Annotated in this window: 15 protein-coding genes; 8 read left to right on the plus strand and 7 right to left on the minus strand. The window is 61.7% G+C overall.

Going from position 1 to position 17475, the window contains the following annotated elements:
• The first annotated feature begins 15 nt into the window (after positions 1 to 15).
• On the plus strand, positions 16 to 1848 hold the full coding sequence (recQ, locus tag ACJ8KE_RS19065; RefSeq protein WP_442517342.1) for an ATP-dependent DNA helicase RecQ: 1833 nt from the start codon (positions 16 to 18) through the stop codon (positions 1846 to 1848).
• Between the two features lie 12 nt (positions 1849 to 1860).
• The gene (gene rhtC / locus ACJ8KE_RS19070; RefSeq protein WP_016929486.1) at positions 1861 to 2481 is read left to right on the plus strand and encodes a threonine export protein RhtC; all 621 of its coding nucleotides are present in this window, start codon (positions 1861 to 1863) and stop codon (positions 2479 to 2481) included.
• A gap of 47 nt (positions 2482 to 2528) precedes the next feature.
• Here rhtC and rhtB read toward each other — a convergent pair whose 3' ends face one another.
• Positions 2529 to 3149, minus strand: a complete 621-nt coding sequence (gene rhtB, locus ACJ8KE_RS19075) for a homoserine/homoserine lactone efflux protein (protein ID WP_004934282.1) — start codon at positions 3147 to 3149, stop codon at positions 2529 to 2531.
• 148 nt (positions 3150 to 3297) lie between these two features.
• Between rhtB and pldB the strand changes: the two genes are divergently transcribed.
• On the plus strand, positions 3298 to 4341 hold the full coding sequence (pldB, locus tag ACJ8KE_RS19080; protein WP_033639011.1) for a lysophospholipase L2: 1044 nt from the start codon (positions 3298 to 3300) through the stop codon (positions 4339 to 4341).
• 4 nt (positions 4342 to 4345) lie between these two features.
• Positions 4346 to 5143 (plus strand): sugar/pyridoxal phosphate phosphatase YigL, encoded by a 798-nt coding sequence (yigL, locus tag ACJ8KE_RS19085; RefSeq protein ID WP_004934290.1) that lies wholly within the window; start codon positions 4346 to 4348, stop codon positions 5141 to 5143.
• A gap of 43 nt (positions 5144 to 5186) precedes the next feature.
• On the opposite strand, the gene glpQ is transcribed toward yigL, so the two are convergent.
• Together glpQ and glpT are read right to left on the minus strand one after the other, a co-directional pair.
• The gene (gene glpQ, locus ACJ8KE_RS19090; RefSeq protein ID WP_342168275.1) at positions 5187 to 6266 is read right to left on the minus strand and encodes a glycerophosphodiester phosphodiesterase; all 1080 of its coding nucleotides are present in this window, start codon (positions 6264 to 6266) and stop codon (positions 5187 to 5189) included.
• An 82-nt stretch (positions 6267 to 6348) separates the two neighbouring features.
• A complete protein-coding gene (gene glpT, locus ACJ8KE_RS19095; protein ID WP_004934295.1) occupies positions 6349 to 7704 on the minus strand; it encodes a glycerol-3-phosphate transporter in 1356 nt (451 codons plus the stop codon).
• A gap of 364 nt (positions 7705 to 8068) precedes the next feature.
• Here glpT and glpA point away from each other — a divergent pair, with 364 nt between their 5' ends.
• The 3 genes from glpA to glpC are packed head-to-tail and all read left to right on the plus strand — an operon-like array spanning position 8069 to position 12172.
• A complete protein-coding gene (glpA, locus tag ACJ8KE_RS19100) occupies positions 8069 to 9718 on the plus strand; it encodes an anaerobic glycerol-3-phosphate dehydrogenase subunit A (protein WP_016929484.1) in 1650 nt (549 codons plus the stop codon).
• Positions 9708 to 10976: a glycerol-3-phosphate dehydrogenase subunit GlpB gene (gene glpB, locus ACJ8KE_RS19105; RefSeq protein ID WP_442517351.1), complete on the plus strand. Its 1269-nt coding sequence runs from the start codon at positions 9708 to 9710 to the stop codon at positions 10974 to 10976. The genes glpA and glpB overlap by 11 nt, the downstream gene beginning before the upstream one ends.
• Positions 10973 to 12172 (plus strand): anaerobic glycerol-3-phosphate dehydrogenase subunit GlpC, encoded by a 1200-nt coding sequence (glpC, locus tag ACJ8KE_RS19110; protein ID WP_442517343.1) that lies wholly within the window; start codon positions 10973 to 10975, stop codon positions 12170 to 12172. The genes glpB and glpC overlap by 4 nt, the downstream gene beginning before the upstream one ends.
• Positions 12173 to 12205: 33 nt before the next feature.
• Here glpC and ACJ8KE_RS19115 read toward each other — a convergent pair whose 3' ends face one another.
• The 3 genes from ACJ8KE_RS19115 to ACJ8KE_RS19125 all read right to left on the minus strand — a co-directional run bounded on the left by ACJ8KE_RS19115 (position 12206) and on the right by ACJ8KE_RS19125 (position 13985).
• A complete protein-coding gene (locus ACJ8KE_RS19115) occupies positions 12206 to 12769 on the minus strand; it encodes a DcrB family lipoprotein (protein WP_442517344.1) in 564 nt (187 codons plus the stop codon).
• Positions 12770 to 12849: 80 nt separating this feature from the next.
• Complete coding sequence (locus ACJ8KE_RS19120; RefSeq protein ID WP_016929480.1) at positions 12850 to 13284, minus strand: GNAT family N-acetyltransferase; 435 nt, start codon at positions 13282 to 13284, stop codon at positions 12850 to 12852.
• A 41-nt stretch (positions 13285 to 13325) separates the two neighbouring features.
• Positions 13326 to 13985: a 7-cyano-7-deazaguanine/7-aminomethyl-7-deazaguanine transporter gene (locus ACJ8KE_RS19125; protein ID WP_115435377.1), complete on the minus strand. Its 660-nt coding sequence runs from the start codon at positions 13983 to 13985 to the stop codon at positions 13326 to 13328.
• A 220-nt stretch (positions 13986 to 14205) separates the two neighbouring features.
• Here ACJ8KE_RS19125 and tusA point away from each other — a divergent pair, with 220 nt between their 5' ends.
• Positions 14206 to 14451: a sulfurtransferase TusA gene (gene tusA / locus ACJ8KE_RS19130; RefSeq protein ID WP_025304890.1), complete on the plus strand. Its 246-nt coding sequence runs from the start codon at positions 14206 to 14208 to the stop codon at positions 14449 to 14451.
• A gap of 80 nt (positions 14452 to 14531) precedes the next feature.
• Here tusA and ACJ8KE_RS19135 read toward each other — a convergent pair whose 3' ends face one another.
• A complete protein-coding gene (locus ACJ8KE_RS19135) occupies positions 14532 to 16850 on the minus strand; it encodes a zinc/cadmium/mercury/lead-transporting ATPase (protein WP_305179574.1) in 2319 nt (772 codons plus the stop codon).
• Between the last annotated feature and the right edge of the window lie 625 nt (positions 16851 to 17475).

The raw sequence follows: 17475 nt of genomic DNA on the forward strand, positions 1-17475 counted from the left end.
AAAATGGGGAAGTGTGTGTCAACCGCAGCAGTGATTAACAGAGAGTTGCTGGCCGAGCAGGTATTGCGCGATACCTTCGGCTACCAGCAATTCCGTCCGGGCCAACAAACGATTATCAATGCCGCGATCGGCGGGCAGGATTGCCTGGTGGTGATGCCGACCGGCGGCGGCAAGTCGTTGTGCTACCAAATCCCGGCGCTGGTGATGGACGGCCTGACCCTGGTGGTTTCCCCGCTTATCTCGCTGATGAAGGACCAGGTCGACCAACTGTTGGCCTACGGCGTTTCCGCCGCCTGCTACAACTCGACGCAAACCCGCGAGGAGCAGTTGGACGTCATGGCCGGCTGCCGCAACGGCGCCATCAAGATGCTGTACATCGCGCCGGAACGGCTGATGATGGAAAGCTTCCTCAACCTGCTCGATCACTGCCCGCCGGCGATGCTGGCGGTGGATGAGGCGCACTGCATCTCGCAGTGGGGCCATGACTTCCGGCCGGAATATCGCGCGCTGGGCCAGCTGAAACAGCGCTTCCCGGCGATGCCGGTGATCGCGTTGACCGCCACCGCCGACGAAGCCACGCGCGGCGATATCGTGCGCCTGCTGTCGCTGCAGGATCCGCTGGTGCAGGTCAGCAGCTTCGACCGGCCGAACATCCGCTACACGCTGGTGGAAAAATTCAAACCGCTCGATCAGCTGTGGCGCTTCGTGCAGGATCAGCGCGGCAAGAGCGGCATTATCTATTGCAACAGCCGCGCCAAGGTGGAAGACACCGCCGCGCGCCTGCAAAGCCGCGGGCTGAGCGTCGGCGCCTACCACGCCGGGCTGGACAACGAGCGCCGCGCCCAGGTGCAGGAAGCGTTCCAGCGTGACGATCTGCAGGTGGTGGTGGCCACCGTCGCCTTCGGCATGGGCATCAACAAACCCAACGTGCGCTTCGTGGTGCATTTCGACATCCCGCGCAATATCGAATCCTATTATCAGGAGACCGGCCGCGCCGGGCGCGACGGCCTGCCGGCCGAAGCGATCCTGCTGTACGATCCGGCCGACATGGCCTGGCTGCGCCGCTGTCTGGAGGAAAAACCCGCCGGGCAACAGCTGGACATCGAGCGCCACAAGTTGAACGCCATGGGGGCGTTCGCCGAGGCGCAAACCTGCCGCCGTCTGGTGTTGCTCAACTACTTCGGCGAAGGCAAGCACGAGAACTGCGGCAACTGCGATATCTGCCTCGATCCGCCCAAGCGCTACGACGGGCTGGAGGACGCGCGCAAGGCGCTGTCCTGCGTGTACCGCGTCGGCCAGCGCTTTGGCCTCGGGTACATCGTGGAAGTGCTGCGCGGCTCCAACAACCAGCGCATTCGCGAATACGGTCACGACAAGCTGCCGGTGTACGGCATCGGCCGCGATCAGACCACCGAACACTGGACCAGCGTGCTGCGTCAGCTGATCCACCTGGGCTTTATCACCCAGAACATCGCCATGCACTCAGCGCTGCAATTGACCGAGGCGGCGCGTCCGGTGTTGCGCGGCGAGGTGGCGCTGCAGCTGGCGGTGCCGCGTATTCAGAGCCTGAAGTCGCGCAGCAGCGCCAACCAGAAATCCTACGGCGGCAATTACGATCGCAAGCTGTTCGCCAAGCTGCGCAAACTGCGCAAATCGATCGCCGACGAAGAAAACATTCCGCCTTACGTGGTGTTCAACGACGCCACGCTGCTGGAAATGGCCGAACAGATGCCGATCAAGGCCGGCGATCTGCTGAGCGTCAACGGCGTCGGCCAGCGTAAACTGGAGCGTTTCGGCGCGCCCTTTATGGCGATGATCCGCGACCATCTCGACAATGACGAAGACTGAGGGCGATATATCATGCTGATGCTGTTTCTCACCGTGGCGCTGGTGCATCTGATTGCGCTGATGAGCCCGGGGCCGGACTTCTTTTTCGTGTCGCAAACCGCCGCCAGCCGCTCGCGCCGCGAGGCGATGATGGGCGTGGTCGGCATTTCGCTCGGCATCGTGGTATGGGCCGGCGTGGCGTTGATGGGGCTGCATCTGATCCTGCAGAAGATGGCCTGGTTGCATCAGATCATCATGGTTGGCGGCGGCATTTACCTGTGCTGGATGGGGTGGCAACTGCTGCGTTCCGCGCGGGCGCAGCAAGCGCAGCCGGCGGCGGAGGCCCAGGTGGCGTTGCCGAAGGCCGGGCGCAGCTTTATTCGCGGCTTCCTGACCAATTTGTCCAACCCGAAAGCGGTGATCTATTTCGGCAGCGTGTTCTCGCTGTTCGTCGGCGACAGCGTCGGCGCCGGAGCGCGCTGGGGGCTGTTCTTGCTGATCGTCGCCGAGACCTTCGTCTGGTTCAGCCTGGTGGCGGTGGTGTTTGCGCTGCCGGCGATGCGCCGCGGCTATCAGCGGTTGGCCAAGTGGATAGACGGGGTGGCGGGCGTGCTGTTTACCGGCTTCGGGTTACATCTGATATTTACCCGCTAACCGCAGTGAAATGCCCAAGGCCGAGCAGCGATGCCCGGCCTTTTTTGTCAGGCTTTGCGGGCGGTCGCCAGCAGCCCCGCCACCAGAATGAACAGCGAACCGAACAGTCGGTTGAGCAGCTGCATCTGGCGCGGCGTTCTCAGCCAGCCGGCGATGCGCGTCGCCAGGGTGGCGTAACCGATCATCACCAGAATATCCACCACCACGGTGGTGACGCCGAGCACCAGATACTGCTCAGCCTGGGGCTGATTGGGCAAGATGAACTGCGGGAACAGCGCGGCGAGGAACACGATGCTTTTCGGGTTGGTCAGGTTGACCAGCACCGCGCGGCGGAACAGACGGCGGCGCGGCATGCTGCCCGCCAGCGCATGCAGATCCAGCGCCCCGGCGGCGCGCCATTGCTGGATGCCGAGCCACACCAGGTAGGCGGCGCCCAGCCATTTCAGCAGCTCGAACGCCAGCAGCGATTGCGATATCAGCGCGCCGAGGCCGATGCCCACCAGCACGATGTGCGCGCTCAACCCGACCTGCAGCCCGGCGATCGACGCGGCGGCGCCGCGATAGCCGTGGCTGATGCCGGTGCTCATGGTATTGATGGCGCCTGAACCGGGGGAGAGGCTCAGGATAAGCGTGGTCAGCAGATAGGTTAACCACCAGTCCAAGGTCATGGTGCTTCGGCTCCCTGAAAGTGTCGTTTTGTGCCACAATGCGCCGAGGCGGCGCCGTTTTTGTAAGAATTGAATCACAATACGCTAGTATGATTTCTTGTGCCAGCGGTCACATTTTTCCGCCGGCCCCACAGGGAAAACGCTCTCGATGACCTCGTTCACTCTCAGCTCCGATGACTGGTTAACGCGTGAAACGCAGTTCGCTGCCTTCGCCACCGGGCCGCTGCTGGATTTCTGGCGGCAGCGCGAAGAAGGCGAATTCAGTGGCGTGGACGGCGTGCCGATCCGCTTTGTGCGCTTCAGTTCCGCGCGGCATCAGCGCGTGGTGGTGGTCAGCCCCGGCCGCATCGAAAGCTATGTGAAATACCCCGAGGTGGCCTACGATCTGTTCCACTGCGGCTACGACGTGGTGATCGTCGATCATCGCGGCCAGGGGCGTTCCGGGCGTTTACTGGCGGATACGCACCGCGGTCATGTGGTAAACTTCGCCGACTACGTGGACGATTTCGAGCAGCTGTGGCTGCGCGAGGTCGAATCGCGCGGTTATCGGCAGCGCTTCGCGCTGGCGCATTCGATGGGCGGCGCGATCCTGGCGCAGTTCCTGCAGCGCCGGCCGCAGGCGTTCGACGCGGCGGCGTTTTGCGCGCCGATGTTCGGCATCCGGTTGCCGATGCCGGGTTGGCTGGCCGATCGCATTCTCGACTGGGCGGAGACCCGCCCGGCGATCCGCGATTATTACGCGGTGGGCACCGGCCAGTGGCGTCCGTTGCCCTATGTGGTCAACGTGTTGACCCATAGCCGCGAGCGTTACCGGCGCAGCCTGCGCTATTATGCCGATTACCCCGAGCTGCAGGTGGGCGGGCCGACCTACCATTGGGTGCGGGAGAGCATCCGCGCCGGCCGGCAGATTATCGCGCAGGCCGGGGAGATCACCACGCCGCTGTTGCTTTTGCAGGCCGGTGAAGAACGGGTAGTCGACAACCGTTCGCACCAGGCTTTTTGTCAGGCTCTGTCAGACGCGGGGCGCCCTTGCGAAGGGGGGCTCCCGTGGGTTATCAACGGCGCACGCCATGAGATCCTGTTCGAGCGGGACGCGCTGCGCGCCGAAGCACTGAACGCAATTCTGCGCTTCTTTGCTCAACACTTAGGCGGCGCGCTGCCGCCGACAACTCCATCAGAGGTTAGAACATAACGCTATGTATCACGTCGTCGCTTCCGATTTAGATGGCACGCTGCTGTCTCCCGACCATACCCTGTCGCCGTACGCTAAAGAAACGCTGAAGTTGCTGACTCAGCGCGGCGTGCATTTCGTGTTCGCTACCGGCCGCCACCATATCGACGTGGCGCAGATCCGCGACAGCCTGGAGATCAGCGCCTTTATGATCACTTCCAACGGCGCACGGGTGCACAACACCGCCGGCGAACTGATTTTCAGCCACAACCTGGACGGAGATATCGCCCGCGATCTGTACGGCATGCTGCACGACGATCCGGATATCACCACCAACGTCTACCGTAACGACGATTGGTTTACCAACCGCGAAAGCCCGGAGCAGGAAGAATTCTTCCAGGAGTCGGTGTTCAAATATCAGCTGTTTGAGCCGGGCCTGCTGGAAACCGACGGCGTCTGCAAGGTTTACTTCACCTGTGAAGATCACGAGCGGTTGCTGCAGGTGGAAGACGCCATCAACGCGCGCTGGGGCGATCGGGTCAACGTCAGCTTCTCGTTCCCGACCTGCCTGGAAGTCATGGCGGGCGGCGTGTCGAAAGGGCATGCGCTGGAAGAAGTGGCCAAGATCATCGGCTATACGCTGCAAGAGTGCATCGCCTTCGGCGACGGCATGAACGATCTGGAGATGTTGTCGATGGCCGGCAAGGGCTGCATCATGCGCGACGCGCATCAGCGCCTGAAGGACATGCTGCCGGAGCTGGAAGTGATCGGTTCCAACGTCGATAACGCGGTGCCGCACTACCTGCGCAAGATGTTCCTCTGAAATAACCTTTAAATAATAAGGGCGCCTTGCGGCGCCCTCGGCATTACTTGTGCTGGCCCTGCTTCTGCAGGAACTGCACGCCCTTGTCCGGGAAGTCGGTGAACACGCCGTCGACGCCGGCCTGGTTGTAAATCACGTCATACAGCTGGTTTACGTCGGTCACATACTTCGGCAGCGCATCGGCGCGGATGGTGAACGGATGCACCGCCAGCTTGCTGGCGTGCGCTTCTTTCACCATGTCGGTCAGCACGATGTGGCTCGGCTTGGATTGGTCCGCCACCACCAGCATGTGGTAGTCCGGCCCGATGCCGTCGGCATACTGAGCGATTTTCTTCATCGCGCCCGGTTTGAACATCCAGTCGTAGTCGTATTCCACCCACTTGCCGTCGGCTTTCTGCTCGTAGGTTTCCTGCCAGTCGTTATAGGCGATCAGCTGCACCAGCTTCAGATCCATGCCCAGCTTCGGTTCCAGCTCGTTCTTGATGCGTTTGAGCTCGTTGGCGTCGAAGCACTGCAGGTAGACGTTGTCGTTCTTGCCGGTGTAGCCGTACTGCTTGAGCACCGCCAGCACTTTGCTGGAGATGTCTTTGCCTTCCTGTTTGTGGAACCACGGCGCCTTGATTTCAGGGTAGATGCCGATGTTCTTGCCGGTCGAATGGTTCAGACCCTGCACGAACTCGATCTCTTCCTGGAAGGTGTGCACGCGGAAGTCGGATTTGCCCATCGGGAAGCGGCCAGGGTAGCCCTGCACTTTCTTGCCGTTTTCGATTTCAAAGCCTTCGGTGAACTTCAGCGATTTGATCTCCGCCAGCGTAAAATCGATGGCGTAATAACGGCCGTCTTTGCGCGCGCGGTCCGGGAAGCGTTCGGCGACGTCGGTGACGCGATCGAGGTAATGGTCGTGCAGCACCACCAGCTCGTTGTCTTTGGTCATCACCAGATCTTGTTCGAGGTAATCGGCGCCTTGCGCGTAGGCCATCGCCTTCGCCGGCAGAGTGTGTTCCGGCAGGTAGCCGCTGGCGCCGCGGTGGGCGATCACCACTTTGTCCGCCGCCTGCGCGGCGCTGACCATTGAGGTGGCGAGAATGATCCCTGTCAGCAGGGCTTTGACTTGAGTCCGCATTCCGTTTTCTCCATGTTGTTGGGGGCAGGGTAGTAAAAAGGCCGCAGGGCGGCCTTTAAATCATGCAAAAGTCGTGTGACGCTTAGCCGCGTTTGCCGGCTGCGATTTCCGCGTGGTGTTTCTTTTCGTTCAGCATGGTCAGCAGCAGCAGGATAACCGCCAGCACGCCGCCGCCGATCATCACCATGAAGCCGCCGTCCCAACCGAAGAAGTCTACGGTGTAGCCGACGATGGCGCTGGCCGCGACCGAGCCGCCCAGGTAGCCGAACAGGCCGGTGAAGCCCGCGGCGGTGCCGGCGGCTTTCTTCGGCGCCAGCTCCAGCGCGTGCAGGCCGATCAGCATCACCGGGCCGTAGATCAGGAAGCCGATGACCAGCATACAGATCATGTCTACGGTCGGGTTACCGGCCGGGTTCATCCAGAACACCACGGTGGCGATGGTCACCAGCGTCATGAAGAACACGCCGGTGGCGCCGCGGTTGCCTTTGAACACTTTGTCCGACATCCAGCCGCACAGCAGGGTGCCCGGGATACCGGCGTATTCGTACAGGAAGTAAGCCCAGGAAGACTTGTCCAGCGCGAAGTGCTTCACTTCTTTCAGGTAAGTCGGCGACCAGTCCAGAATGCCGTAACGCAGCAGGTAGACGAACACGTTGGCGACCGCGATGTACCACAGCAGCTTGTTCGGCAGGATGTACTGCATGAAGATCTGCTTGGCGGTCAGCTCTTCTTCGTCTTTTTCGCTGTAGTCGTCCGGGTAGTCGTTTTTGTACTCTTCAATCGGCGGCAGGCCGCAGGATTGCGGGGTGTCGCGCATCAGGGCGAAGGCGATCAGGGCCACCAGGATGGCGCCGAAGGCCGGCATGTACAGCGCCGCGTGCCAGTCGTTGAACCAGGCCATGCCCAGCAGGAACAGCAGCGGCGGCAGGCCGCCACCCACGTTGTGGGCGCAGTTCCAGATGGAAACGATGCCGCCGCGTTCTTTCTGCGACCACCAGTGCACCATGGTGCGGCCGCACGGCGGCCAACCCATGCCCTGGAACCAGCCGCACAGGAACAGCAGGACGAACATGATGGCGATGCTGGAGGTGGCCCACGGTACGAAGCCCATGAACAACATCACCGCCGCCGCCAGGATCAGGCCGGCAGGCAGGAACACTCGCGGGTTGGAACGGTCGGAGACCGAACCCATGATGAATTTGGAGAAGCCGTAGGCGATGGAGATGCCCGACAGCGCGAAGCCGAGGTCGCCGCGGCTGAAGCCTTGTTCGATCAGGTAAGGCATGGCCAGGGTGAAGTTCTTACGCACCAGATAGTAAGCGGCGTAACCGAAGAAGATCCCCAGGAAAATTTGCCAGCGCAGCTTACGGTAGAGCGGGTCTACCTTATCGCTCGGCACACGGGCGATGTGTGCGGCCGGCTTAAAAATACTCAACATGAGCGCCTCCGATGGCTTTATCTGTTATCACATCAATATGACCTTTTACGTTCATTTGATGATTGAGCGGATATCGAATGTGGTGTTTTTGTGTTCCATAACGAGCGCCATTGTCATCAAATACGCCTGGTGTCGCTGTGACGAATGGCGCAATTGTTACACTTTCATGAAACCACGGCGGATTTTGAGCGATTCGTTAACGTTATGAAATAGAAAAACGTCCAAAAATCGTGATTATGATCACATTGATGGTTTTTTGTGGACATTTTTATTTCGTTTTATGTTCGTTCTTGTTCCTTATCAAACAAAGACCCTAATAACCGTGGCTCAATAGGCTCATAACTACCGATCCTGAGAGAGCGACATGAGCAGCTATTTTGACGGCGGCGAAACGGATGTGATCATCATCGGCGGCGGCGCCACCGGCGCAGGCATTGCCCGCGATTGTGCGCGGCGCGGCTTGCGCTGCATTTTGCTGGAGCGTCACGACATCGCCACCGGCGCCACCGGCCGCAACCACGGCTTGCTGCACAGCGGCGCGCGCTATGCGGTGACCGACGGCGAGTCGGCGCGCGAGTGCATCGAAGAGAACCGCATCCTGAAACGCATCGCGCATCACTGTATCGAGCGCACCGATGGGCTGTTCATCACCCTGCCGCAGGACTCGCTGGACTATCAGCAGCAGTTTATCGCCGCCTGCCGCCAGGCCGACATCGACGCCGAGGCGATCGACCCGCAGCTGGCGCTGCGGCTGGAGCCGGCGGCTAACCCGGCGCTGATCGGCGCGGTGCGGGTGCCGGACGGCACCGTCGATCCTTTCCGGCTGACCGCCGCCAACATGCTGGACGCGCGCGAACACGGCGCGCAGATCCTGACTTACCACCAGGTGGTGGGGCTGCTGCGCAGCGGCGACCGGGTGACGGGCGTGCGCGTTTACGACCATCAGAATCAGCGGCGCTATGAGCTGCACGCACCGGTGGTGGTCAACGCCGCCGGCATCTGGGGCCAGCAGATCGCCGAATACGCCGATTTGCGCATCCGCATGTTCCCAGCCAAGGGAGCGCTGCTGATCCTCGGTCACCGCATCAACAATATGGTGATCAACCGTTGCCGCAAACCGGCGGACGCCGACATCCTGGTGCCGGGCGACACCATCTCGCTGATCGGCACCACCTCGACCCATATCGACTACGACCAAATCGATAACATGCTGGTGACGCCGCAGGAGGTGGACATTCTGATCCGCGAAGGGGCGCTGCTGGCGCCCACCCTGGCGCAGACCCGCATTCTGCGCGCCTATGCCGGGGTGCGGCCGCTGGTGGCCAGCGACGACGATCCCAGCGGGCGCAACGTCAGCCGCGGCATCGTGCTGCTCGATCACGCCAGCCGCGACGGGCTGGAAGGGTTTATCACCATCACCGGCGGCAAGCTGATGACCTATCGTCTGATGGCGGAGTGGGCCACCGACAAGGTGTGCGAAAAGCTTGGCGTAAACCGCCCGTGCACCACCGCGCAGGACGCGTTGCCCGGATCCCGCCAGTCGGCGGAGGAGACGGTGCGCAGCGTGGTCTCACTGCCCGCCAGCATTCGCGGCTCGGCGATCTACCGGCACGGCGATCGCGCCAGCCAGGTGCCGGCGGCCGATCGGCTCGACACCAGCCTGGTGTGCGAATGCGAGGCGGTGACCGCCGGGGAAGTGCGCTATGCGGTCAATTCGCTGACCGTCAATAACCTGGTGGATCTGCGTCGCCGCACCCGCGTCGGCATGGGCACCTGCCAGGGGGAACTCTGCGCCTGCCGCGCCGCCGGACTGCTGACGCGCTTCAAGGTCAGCACGCCACAGCAATCCATCGTGCAGCTGTCGCAGTTCCTCAACGAACGCTGGAAAGGCGTGCGGCCGATCGCCTGGGGCGACGCGCTGCGCGAGAGTGAATTCACCAGTTGGGTTTACCAGGGATTATGCGGGCTTGAGGCCCAGGCAGACAAAGAGCAGGAGGCGGATGATGCGATTTGACGTAGTGGTGATTGGCGGCGGCCTGGCGGGCCTGAGCTGCGCCATTGCTGTGGCCGAGCTGGGCAAACGCTGTGCGGTGGTCAGTTCCGGCCAGAGCGCGCTCTACTTCTCCTCCGGCTCGCTCGATCTGCTGGCGAGATTGCCGGACGGCACGCCGGTCGAGATGCCGCTGGCGGCGTTGCCGCAGCTGGCGCAACAGGCGCCGCAGCATCCGTATGCCCTGATCGGGCCCGGCCGGGTGGCGGCGCTGTCCGCCGCCGCACAGCGGTTGCTGGAGCGCTGCGGGCTGCACCTGCAGGGCGAGGGAGCCAACAACCATCTGCGCATTACGCCGCTTGGCACGCGCCGCGCCACCTGGCTCAGCCCGCAGGCGATCCCGACGCTGCCGCTGACCGGCCAACTGCCGTGGCGGCGCATCGCGGTGATCGGCATCGAGGGTTTCCTCGACTTCCAGCCGCAGATGGCCGCCGACGCCTTGAGCCGCGAGCTCGGCGTAGAGACGGAGGTAGCCTATCTGCACATGCCGGCGCTGGACAGATTGCGCAATAACCCCAGCGAGTTTCGTGCGGTGAACATTGCCCGGGTACTGGATTTGATGGAAAGCCTGCCGCCGATGGCCGAAGAGCTGCGGCGGCTGGCGGGCGAGGCCGAGGCGCTCTTCCTGCCGGCCTGTCTGGGCCTGGAGGACGACGCGTCGCTGGCGGTGTTGCAGGATGCGGTCGGCAAGCCGATCCGACTGCTGCCGACGTTGCCGCCTTCGGTGCCCGGCATGCGCTTGCATCAGGCGCTGCGGCGGCGTTTCCAGCAGTTGGGCGGCGTTTTCATGCCGGGCGACAGCGTGCTGCGCGCCGAGAGCGAAGCCGGCCGCGTCACCGGTTTGTACACCCGCAACCACGGCGATATTCCGCTGCGAGCGCAGCAGGTGGTGCTGGCCAGCGGCAGCTTCTTCAGCAATGGACTGGTGGCCGATTTCGACGGGGTGCGCGAACCGATCTTCGGGCTGGACGTACACAGTCGGGCGGATCGCGCCGACTGGAGCCGGCGCGAGCTGTTCGCGCCGCAGCCTTATCTGCAGTTTGGCGTGCGCACCGACGGCAGGCTGCGGGCGATGAAGCAGGGAATGCCGTTCGACAATCTGTATGCCATCGGCGCGGTCGCCGGCGGCTACGATCCGCTGCAGCAGGGCTGCGGCGCCGGCGTGTCATTGATCGGTGCGCTGCACGTCGCGCAGCAGATCGCCGCGGAGGAGTGCGTATGAGCCTGCATCAGGACCACAGCTTTGAAAGCTGCATCAAATGTACCGTCTGCACCACCTACTGCCCGGTCGCCAAAGTGAACCCGCTCTATCCGGGGCCGAAACAGGCGGGGCCGGACGGCGAGCGGCTGCGGTTGAAAGACCCGGCGCTGTACGACGAAGCGCTGAAATACTGCACCAACTGCAAGCGTTGTGAAGTGGCCTGCCCGTCCGACGTCAAAATCGGCGACATTATTCAGCGCGCCCGCGCCGACTTCGCCCAGAGCAAGCCGACGCTGCGTGACGCCATCCTCAGCCACACCGATATCATGGGCTCGCTGTCGACGCCGTTTGCGCCGATCGTCAACGCCGCCACCGGGCTGAAACCGGTGCGCAAGCTGCTGGACAAGGCGTTGAAGATCGATCACCGCCGCGAACTGCCGAAATACTCGTTCGGCACCTTCCGCCGCTGGTACCGGCAACAGGCGCAGGCGCAGCAGCGTTACGCCGAGCAGGTGGCGTTTTTCCATGGCTGCTTCGTCAACTATAACCACCCGCAGCTGGGCAAGGATTTGATCCGGGTGTTCAATGCGCTGGATATCGGCGTGCAACTGCTGAAGCGCGAGAAATGCTGCGGCGTGCCGCTGATCGCCAACGGGTTTATCGAGCAGGCCAAGAAGCAGGCCAGGGTTAACGCCGAGTCGCTGCATGAAACGGTGCTGGAGCGCGGCATTCCGGTGGTGGCCACTTCATCGAGCTGCACCTTCACCCTGCGCGACGAATACCCCTACTTGCTGGACGTAGACACCACCCCGGTGCGCGATCGGGTGGAGCTGGCGACGCGCTATCTCTATCGCCTGATCAATCAGGGGCGCAGCCTGCCGCTGAAACGCACGCCGCTGCGGGTGGCGTATCACACGCCTTGCCATATGGAGAAGATGGGCTGGACCGCCTACACCCTGGAGCTGCTGCGGCAGATACCGGGGCTGGAGCTGGTGGTGCTGGATTCGCAGTGCTGCGGCATCGCCGGCACCTACGGGTTCAAATCGGAGAACTACGCCACGTCGCAAGGCATCGGCGCGCCGCTGTTCCGGCAGATAGAAGAGAGCGGGGTGGATCTGGTGGTGACCGACTGCGAGACCTGCAAATGGCAGATAGAAATGTCCACCAGCAAGCGCTGCGAACATCCGATCACCCTGCTGGCGCAGGCGTTGGCATAAAACGAAAGGGCCGGCAGGCCGGCCCCTGCGGGATTACTGTTTCAGCTTCAGGGTAGAGATGATGCCTTCGGCTTCAGTCTGCGCCTGCTGCTGATTGTCTGCCGGCAGCGTTACCTGGATGGTCAGCATGTTGTTGTTCAGCGAACCGATCAGGACGGAAGAATAAGCCTTTTCACCGCCGCTGGTGATGATGCTGTCCAGCTGACGTAGCGGCACGCCGTTGACGTCGAGCGCCTTGTTGGTGATCACCTGCAGGTTGGTGTCACGCGCGCGCTGGGTATTCTCCAGGCGTTTGGCCAGAGTCTCCAGGCTGTCGGCGGTCTTGTCGCCCAAGATGACGATCACCGCGCGCTGACCGGTGCTGTCTGCGTAAACATGCATGTTGTTGGCCTGGTTGCCCAGCTTGCCGCTCTGATCCGCCATGCCGACCGGCAGGGTGAACGCCAGTTTACCGTCCAGCAGGCTCACCTGCTGCCCGGCCGGCGCGCTGGCCGCCGCGCCGTCTGGCGCTGCCTTGGTGTCTTTGGTTTCGCCGTCGCAGGCCGCGAGGCCAAGCGCCAGCAGGCTGATACCCATCAATTTCGCTACTTTACGCATCGGGCTTCCTTCTTCCTTTCCGGTAGGGATTCACTGTCGTATCGCAACCTATTCCAGGTTGAAATGCAAGGCAGATGTTGTCACAAGTTTTTTTCCAGTAATAGCCGATAATCAGCCACTTCGCCTTTCTTTTCCAGCTGAACAATCTGATAGTGGTGGGCGATCAGCATCGTCAGCATGGCGCGGAACCGGTTACGGGTTTTGACCGTCAGTTGGCGATAGCCCTGCGCCCGCGCCCAACGTTCCTGTTCAGCCAACAAGGCCTGCGCCACGCCGTGGCGACGAAATGCCGGCAGCACGCCGCCCAGCCAGCTGTAAAACACCGTTTCCTGCCGTTGATAACCGAGTTTGAAACCGGCCGGCTGTCCGGCTATCTCGGCGATCAACAGGCTGGCGGGGGCGGCGCCGATACGTTGCTGCAGATCGGCCAGGCTATGCAGGCCGCCGAATTCGGGGATGCGTTGGTAAAGGCGGTGGATGTCTTCGAGCGTGGCGGTGCGGACGATTGGGGTCATGAGCGGCCTCCAAAGGATAAGGCCGCCCAGAATAACACGACTCAGCCCGGCTGCAGGCCGCCGCTGCGCGCCGCGATGCGTTTGAGCAGCATGTTCAGCAACACGCCGTACATCGGCAGGAAGAACAGCAGGCAGATCATCACCTTGAAGCTGTAATCCACCAGCGCGATCTCCACCCAGTTGTTGGCCATGAAGGGATCGCTGCTCTTATAAAAGGCGATGAAGAAGAACGCCAGCGTATCGCTGATGTTGCCGAGGAACATCGCCGCCGCCGGCGCCACCCACCAGGCGCTGCGTTGGCGCAGGCGGTTGAAGACGTGTACGTCGAGGATCTGGCCGAGCACATAGGCCATAAAGCTGGCGACAGCGATGCGCGCCACGAACAGGTTAAAACTGCTCAGCGCCGTGAAGCCCTGCCATTCTCCCTGATAGGTGACGGTGGAGATCACATAAGAGATGAACAGCGCCGGCACCATCACCGCCAGGATAATGCGTCGCGCCAGCGGCGCGCCGAAAATGCGTACGGTCAGATCGGTCGCCAGGAAGATAAACGGGAAGGTAAAGGCGCCCCAGGTGGTATGGAAGCCGAAAACGGTGATCGGCAGCTGCACCAGGTAGTTGCTGGAGGTAATGATGGCGATATGAAACAGCGAAAGCCAGACCAACGCGGTGAAGCGCTGCTGTGCGGTAAACGAATACATGTTGTAGCCTTTTTAGCAGTGGGGTGAGGGAACCCAGTGTGTCTTGTCAAAACAGCAAAAAACGCTGCGCGGCGGCATGATACGCGTTTGCGCAACCAATGCAATGGTTAAATTTAACGCAAACGTTAACGCATCTTGCGCAGAAAAACTACCGGCGTAAACTAGGCGCTAATGAGATGCGGCGAGCGTTCGCCGATCGTTTTTGAACGAGAAAAATTGCATGACTGACTTATTTGCCCAGGCAGACCAGACGCTCGACGCGCTGGGGCTGCGTTGCCCGGAACCGGTGATGATGGTGCGCAAAACCGTGCGCCATATGGACAACGGCGAAACGCTGCTGATTATCGCCGACGATCCGGCCACCACCCGCGATATCCCGGGGTTCTGCCGCTTTATGGAGCACACGCTGGTGGCGCAGGAGACCGAGCAGGCGCCATACCGTTATCTGCTGCGTAAAGGCGTCTAACGGCGGCGCGGCCGAGTTAAAAGTTCCCTCCCCCAAATGACAACGGGCGCGGTATGCCGCGCCCGTGTTTGTTTCCAAACTTAGCTGCGCTTTCTCAATAGCCGCAGCGCGTTGGCGGTGACCAGCGCGGTGGCGCCGGAGTCGGCCAGCACCGCCAGCCACAGCCCGGTCAGCCCCAGCAGGCTGGTGATCAGGAAGACCCCTTTCAACCCCAGCGCGATGGTGATGTTTTGCCGGATATTGGCGTGGGTGGCGCGCGAGATGCGGATCATCTCCGCGACGCCCACCAGCCGATTGTGGGTCAGGGCGGCGTCGGCGGTTTCCAATGCCACGTCGGTGCCGCTGCCCATGGCGATGCCGATGCTGGAGGCTTTCATCGCCGGGGCGTCGTTGATGCCGTCGCCGATCATCGCCGTCGGGCGCAGTTCGCTCAGTTCGGTGACCGCGCTGACCTTATCTTCCGGCAGCAGACCGGCGCGATAGTCGAGGCCCAGCTCGCCGGCGATCGCCGCGGCGGCGCGCGGGTTATCGCCGGTCAGCATCACGCCGCGAATGCCCAGCGCGTTCAGTTCGGCTATCGCCTGCCTGGCGTCGCCGCGCAGCGTATCGCGCAGCGCCAGCAAACCGATGGGCGCGCCGTCTTCCAGCACCACCACCGCCGTTTTACCGGCGTTTTCCAGCTTGTCTACCTGGTTCTGCCATTGGGTGGCGAGCAGGCCCGGCGCCAGCTTGCCCGGCGCACTGATCAGCACGGTCTTGCCGTCCACGATCCCTTCCACGCCGACGCCGGCCAGCGCGCGGCGCGCCTGCGCCAGCGGCAACTCAGCCCCGCTTGCGGCGGCGCGGTTGATGATCGCCTGCGCCAGCGGGTGATGTGAACCGGCTTCCACCGCGGCGGCAAGCTGCAACAGCCGTTGTTCGGTCAGCGCGCCGATAGGCAGCACGTCGGTGACCGTCGGCTTGCCTTCGGTCAGGGTGCCGGTCTTATCGAAGGCGATGGTTTGAATCTGGCCCAGTTGCTCCAGCGCCGCGCCGCCTTTAATCAGCGCGCCGCGCCGCGTGGCGGCCGCCAGCCCTGATGTGATGGCCGCCGGCGTTGAGATCACCAGCGCGCATGGACAGCCGATCAGCAGCAGCGTCAGGCCGCGATAGATCCAGGTCTCCCACGGCTGTGAGAACAGCAGCGGCGGTACCAGGATCACCGCGACCGCCAGCAGCATAATGGCCGGGGTGTAGTAGCGGCTGAAGCGATCGAGGAAGCGTTCGATCGGCGCGCGGCGCTCTTCGGCCTCTTCAATCAGCTGCAAAATGCGGTCGATGGCGTTTTTGCCAGGCTCGGAGATCACCTTCATCTGCGCCGCCTGATCGACGGACAGGCTGCCGGCGGCCACTTTCTCACCCTGTTGGCGCTCGACCGGCACCGATTCGCCGCTCAGGGCGCTTTCATCGAAGCTGGCGAACGGATTGAGCAGCTCGGCGTCGGCCGGCAGGCGCCCGCCGGGCGCGATTTCAATCACGTCGCCGGGGCGCAGGCTGGCGACCGGCACGCGTTTGCGTTCCGTGCCTTGCAGCAGCAGCGCATCTTCGGGTACCAGCTCCATCAGCGCCGTCACCCCGCGCCGTGCGCGGTTGGCGGCGTAGGATTCCAGCAGTTCGCCGACCATAAACAGCAGCAGCACCATCGCCGCTTCGGCGGTGGCGCCGATGAACAGCGCGCCGATGGCCGCCACGCTCATCAGCGTTTCGATGGCGAACGGCGTGCCGGAACGAATCAAACGCAGCGCCTTGGCGGCGACCGGCGCCAACCCGACCAGCGTGGTGGCGATAAAGGCGATGCGGCCCAGCTCCGGGTTAACCCGATCCAGCGCCCAACTGACCACCATCAGGGTGGTTAACAGCAGCAGCGGCGCGAATTCGCCGAAGCGTGAGGTTTTCGGCGCGGCGGCTTTGGCGGTTTGAGCGCCGAGCAGGGTAAAACCGGCCTGGGCGACCGCGTCCTGGATCCGCAGGCTGATATCGGACTGCGCGTCGACCACCAGTTTCTCGGTGGCGAACAACACGCGCGCGCTGTCGACGCCGGGAAGTGCCGTGACGGCATTTTCGATTTTTTTGGCGCAGCTGGGGCAGTCCATGCCGGTGACTTTCCAGCTGAAACGTTGGCTGCCGGAAGGGGGAGCGGCGGCCAGCCTGTCGCTTTCCTCGTCCGGATCGTCGGGCGCGGCGGTGCAGCAGCCGCTATCGCCATGATCGTGATGATGGTGGGCGTGTTCGGCCTGTGCGGCCGCGTTTTTCGGTTCGCTGCTGCAGCCATGTTGAGTTTTGCTGTGGCTGTGGTTGCAGCCGCATCCGCCTTCGGCGTGGTGATGTTCCTGATGATTATGGTTTTGCTGATTGTGCATAACGTCCCCCTTCGGGCTGTTAAACGGGTTTGCTCAACTGACTCTACACCCTGGAGTCCACTCCAGAGTCAAGCGCCGGATGAGAATTATTGCTAACGACGTTCAAGCGTAGAAAGGGGGGAATCATTCAATAATGAATAATGCGAATTTAAATATATCGGTTTTTCTTATCCCCTATTTGGGCGAAAAGGCTCGCTGCCGTTAGTTTAAATAAGAAAATAATATTCCTATAGAAACTAAAAAATCGCCCAACCTAATAATAAAGAGTTATTAATCTATAACGCTTTAGCAAAATTTACCTTTTACCCCGAGTAAAGCCAGCATGATTCGCTTGAGTCTGCAGGCCGCATTGCTATTGAAGTTTGGTGCCAACTTATCCTCATCAAGTTTCATTTGCTTTGTAAAGAAGCCTAAAAAGCAGCATAACAAACTTTCGTAGCGATAATAAATGGTTGATTATTTTATGTGCAGTTTTACGGTCCTGCCTATAATTGGAATCGATTACCATTTTTAATGGTGATCTTATTTGCTGATATATATGCATTAATTCTACCTAACACACTGCCGGTAACGGCGCATAAGCCCCTTCCAGCAAGCTTGAGGTTCATTAACCGTGGCTTACGGG

This window comes from Serratia sp. CY56464, from assembly GCF_052168435.1.
Classification (GTDB): domain Bacteria; phylum Pseudomonadota; class Gammaproteobacteria; order Enterobacterales; family Enterobacteriaceae; genus Serratia; species Serratia marcescens.

Excerpts from the sequence above, each read along its gene's own strand:
- glpA (WP_016929484.1), top strand. The coding sequence starts at position 8,069 with ATGAGCAGCTATTTTGACGGCGGCGAAACGGATGTGATCATCATCGGC.
- ACJ8KE_RS19125 (WP_115435377.1), bottom strand. The coding sequence starts at position 13,985 with ATGTATTCGTTTACCGCACAGCAGCGCTTCACCGCGTTGGTCTGGCTT.
- ACJ8KE_RS19120 (WP_016929480.1), bottom strand. The coding sequence starts at position 13,284 with ATGACCCCAATCGTCCGCACCGCCACGCTCGAAGACATCCACCGCCTT.
- glpT (WP_004934295.1), bottom strand. The coding sequence starts at position 7,704 with ATGTTGAGTATTTTTAAGCCGGCCGCACACATCGCCCGTGTGCCGAGC.
- ACJ8KE_RS19135 (WP_305179574.1), bottom strand. The coding sequence starts at position 16,850 with ATGCACAATCAGCAAAACCATAATCATCAGGAACATCACCACGCCGAA.
- glpC (WP_442517343.1), top strand. The coding sequence starts at position 10,973 with ATGAGCCTGCATCAGGACCACAGCTTTGAAAGCTGCATCAAATGTACC.
- pldB (WP_033639011.1), top strand. The coding sequence starts at position 3,298 with ATGACCTCGTTCACTCTCAGCTCCGATGACTGGTTAACGCGTGAAACG.
- glpB (WP_442517351.1), top strand. The coding sequence starts at position 9,708 with ATGCGATTTGACGTAGTGGTGATTGGCGGCGGCCTGGCGGGCCTGAGC.
- yigL (WP_004934290.1), top strand. The coding sequence starts at position 4,346 with ATGTATCACGTCGTCGCTTCCGATTTAGATGGCACGCTGCTGTCTCCC.
- rhtC (WP_016929486.1), top strand. The coding sequence starts at position 1,861 with ATGCTGATGCTGTTTCTCACCGTGGCGCTGGTGCATCTGATTGCGCTG.
- ACJ8KE_RS19115 (WP_442517344.1), bottom strand. The coding sequence starts at position 12,769 with ATGCGTAAAGTAGCGAAATTGATGGGTATCAGCCTGCTGGCGCTTGGC.
- rhtB (WP_004934282.1), bottom strand. The coding sequence starts at position 3,149 with ATGACCTTGGACTGGTGGTTAACCTATCTGCTGACCACGCTTATCCTG.
- tusA (WP_025304890.1), top strand. The coding sequence starts at position 14,206 with ATGACTGACTTATTTGCCCAGGCAGACCAGACGCTCGACGCGCTGGGG.
- glpQ (WP_342168275.1), bottom strand. The coding sequence starts at position 6,266 with ATGCGGACTCAAGTCAAAGCCCTGCTGACAGGGATCATTCTCGCCACC.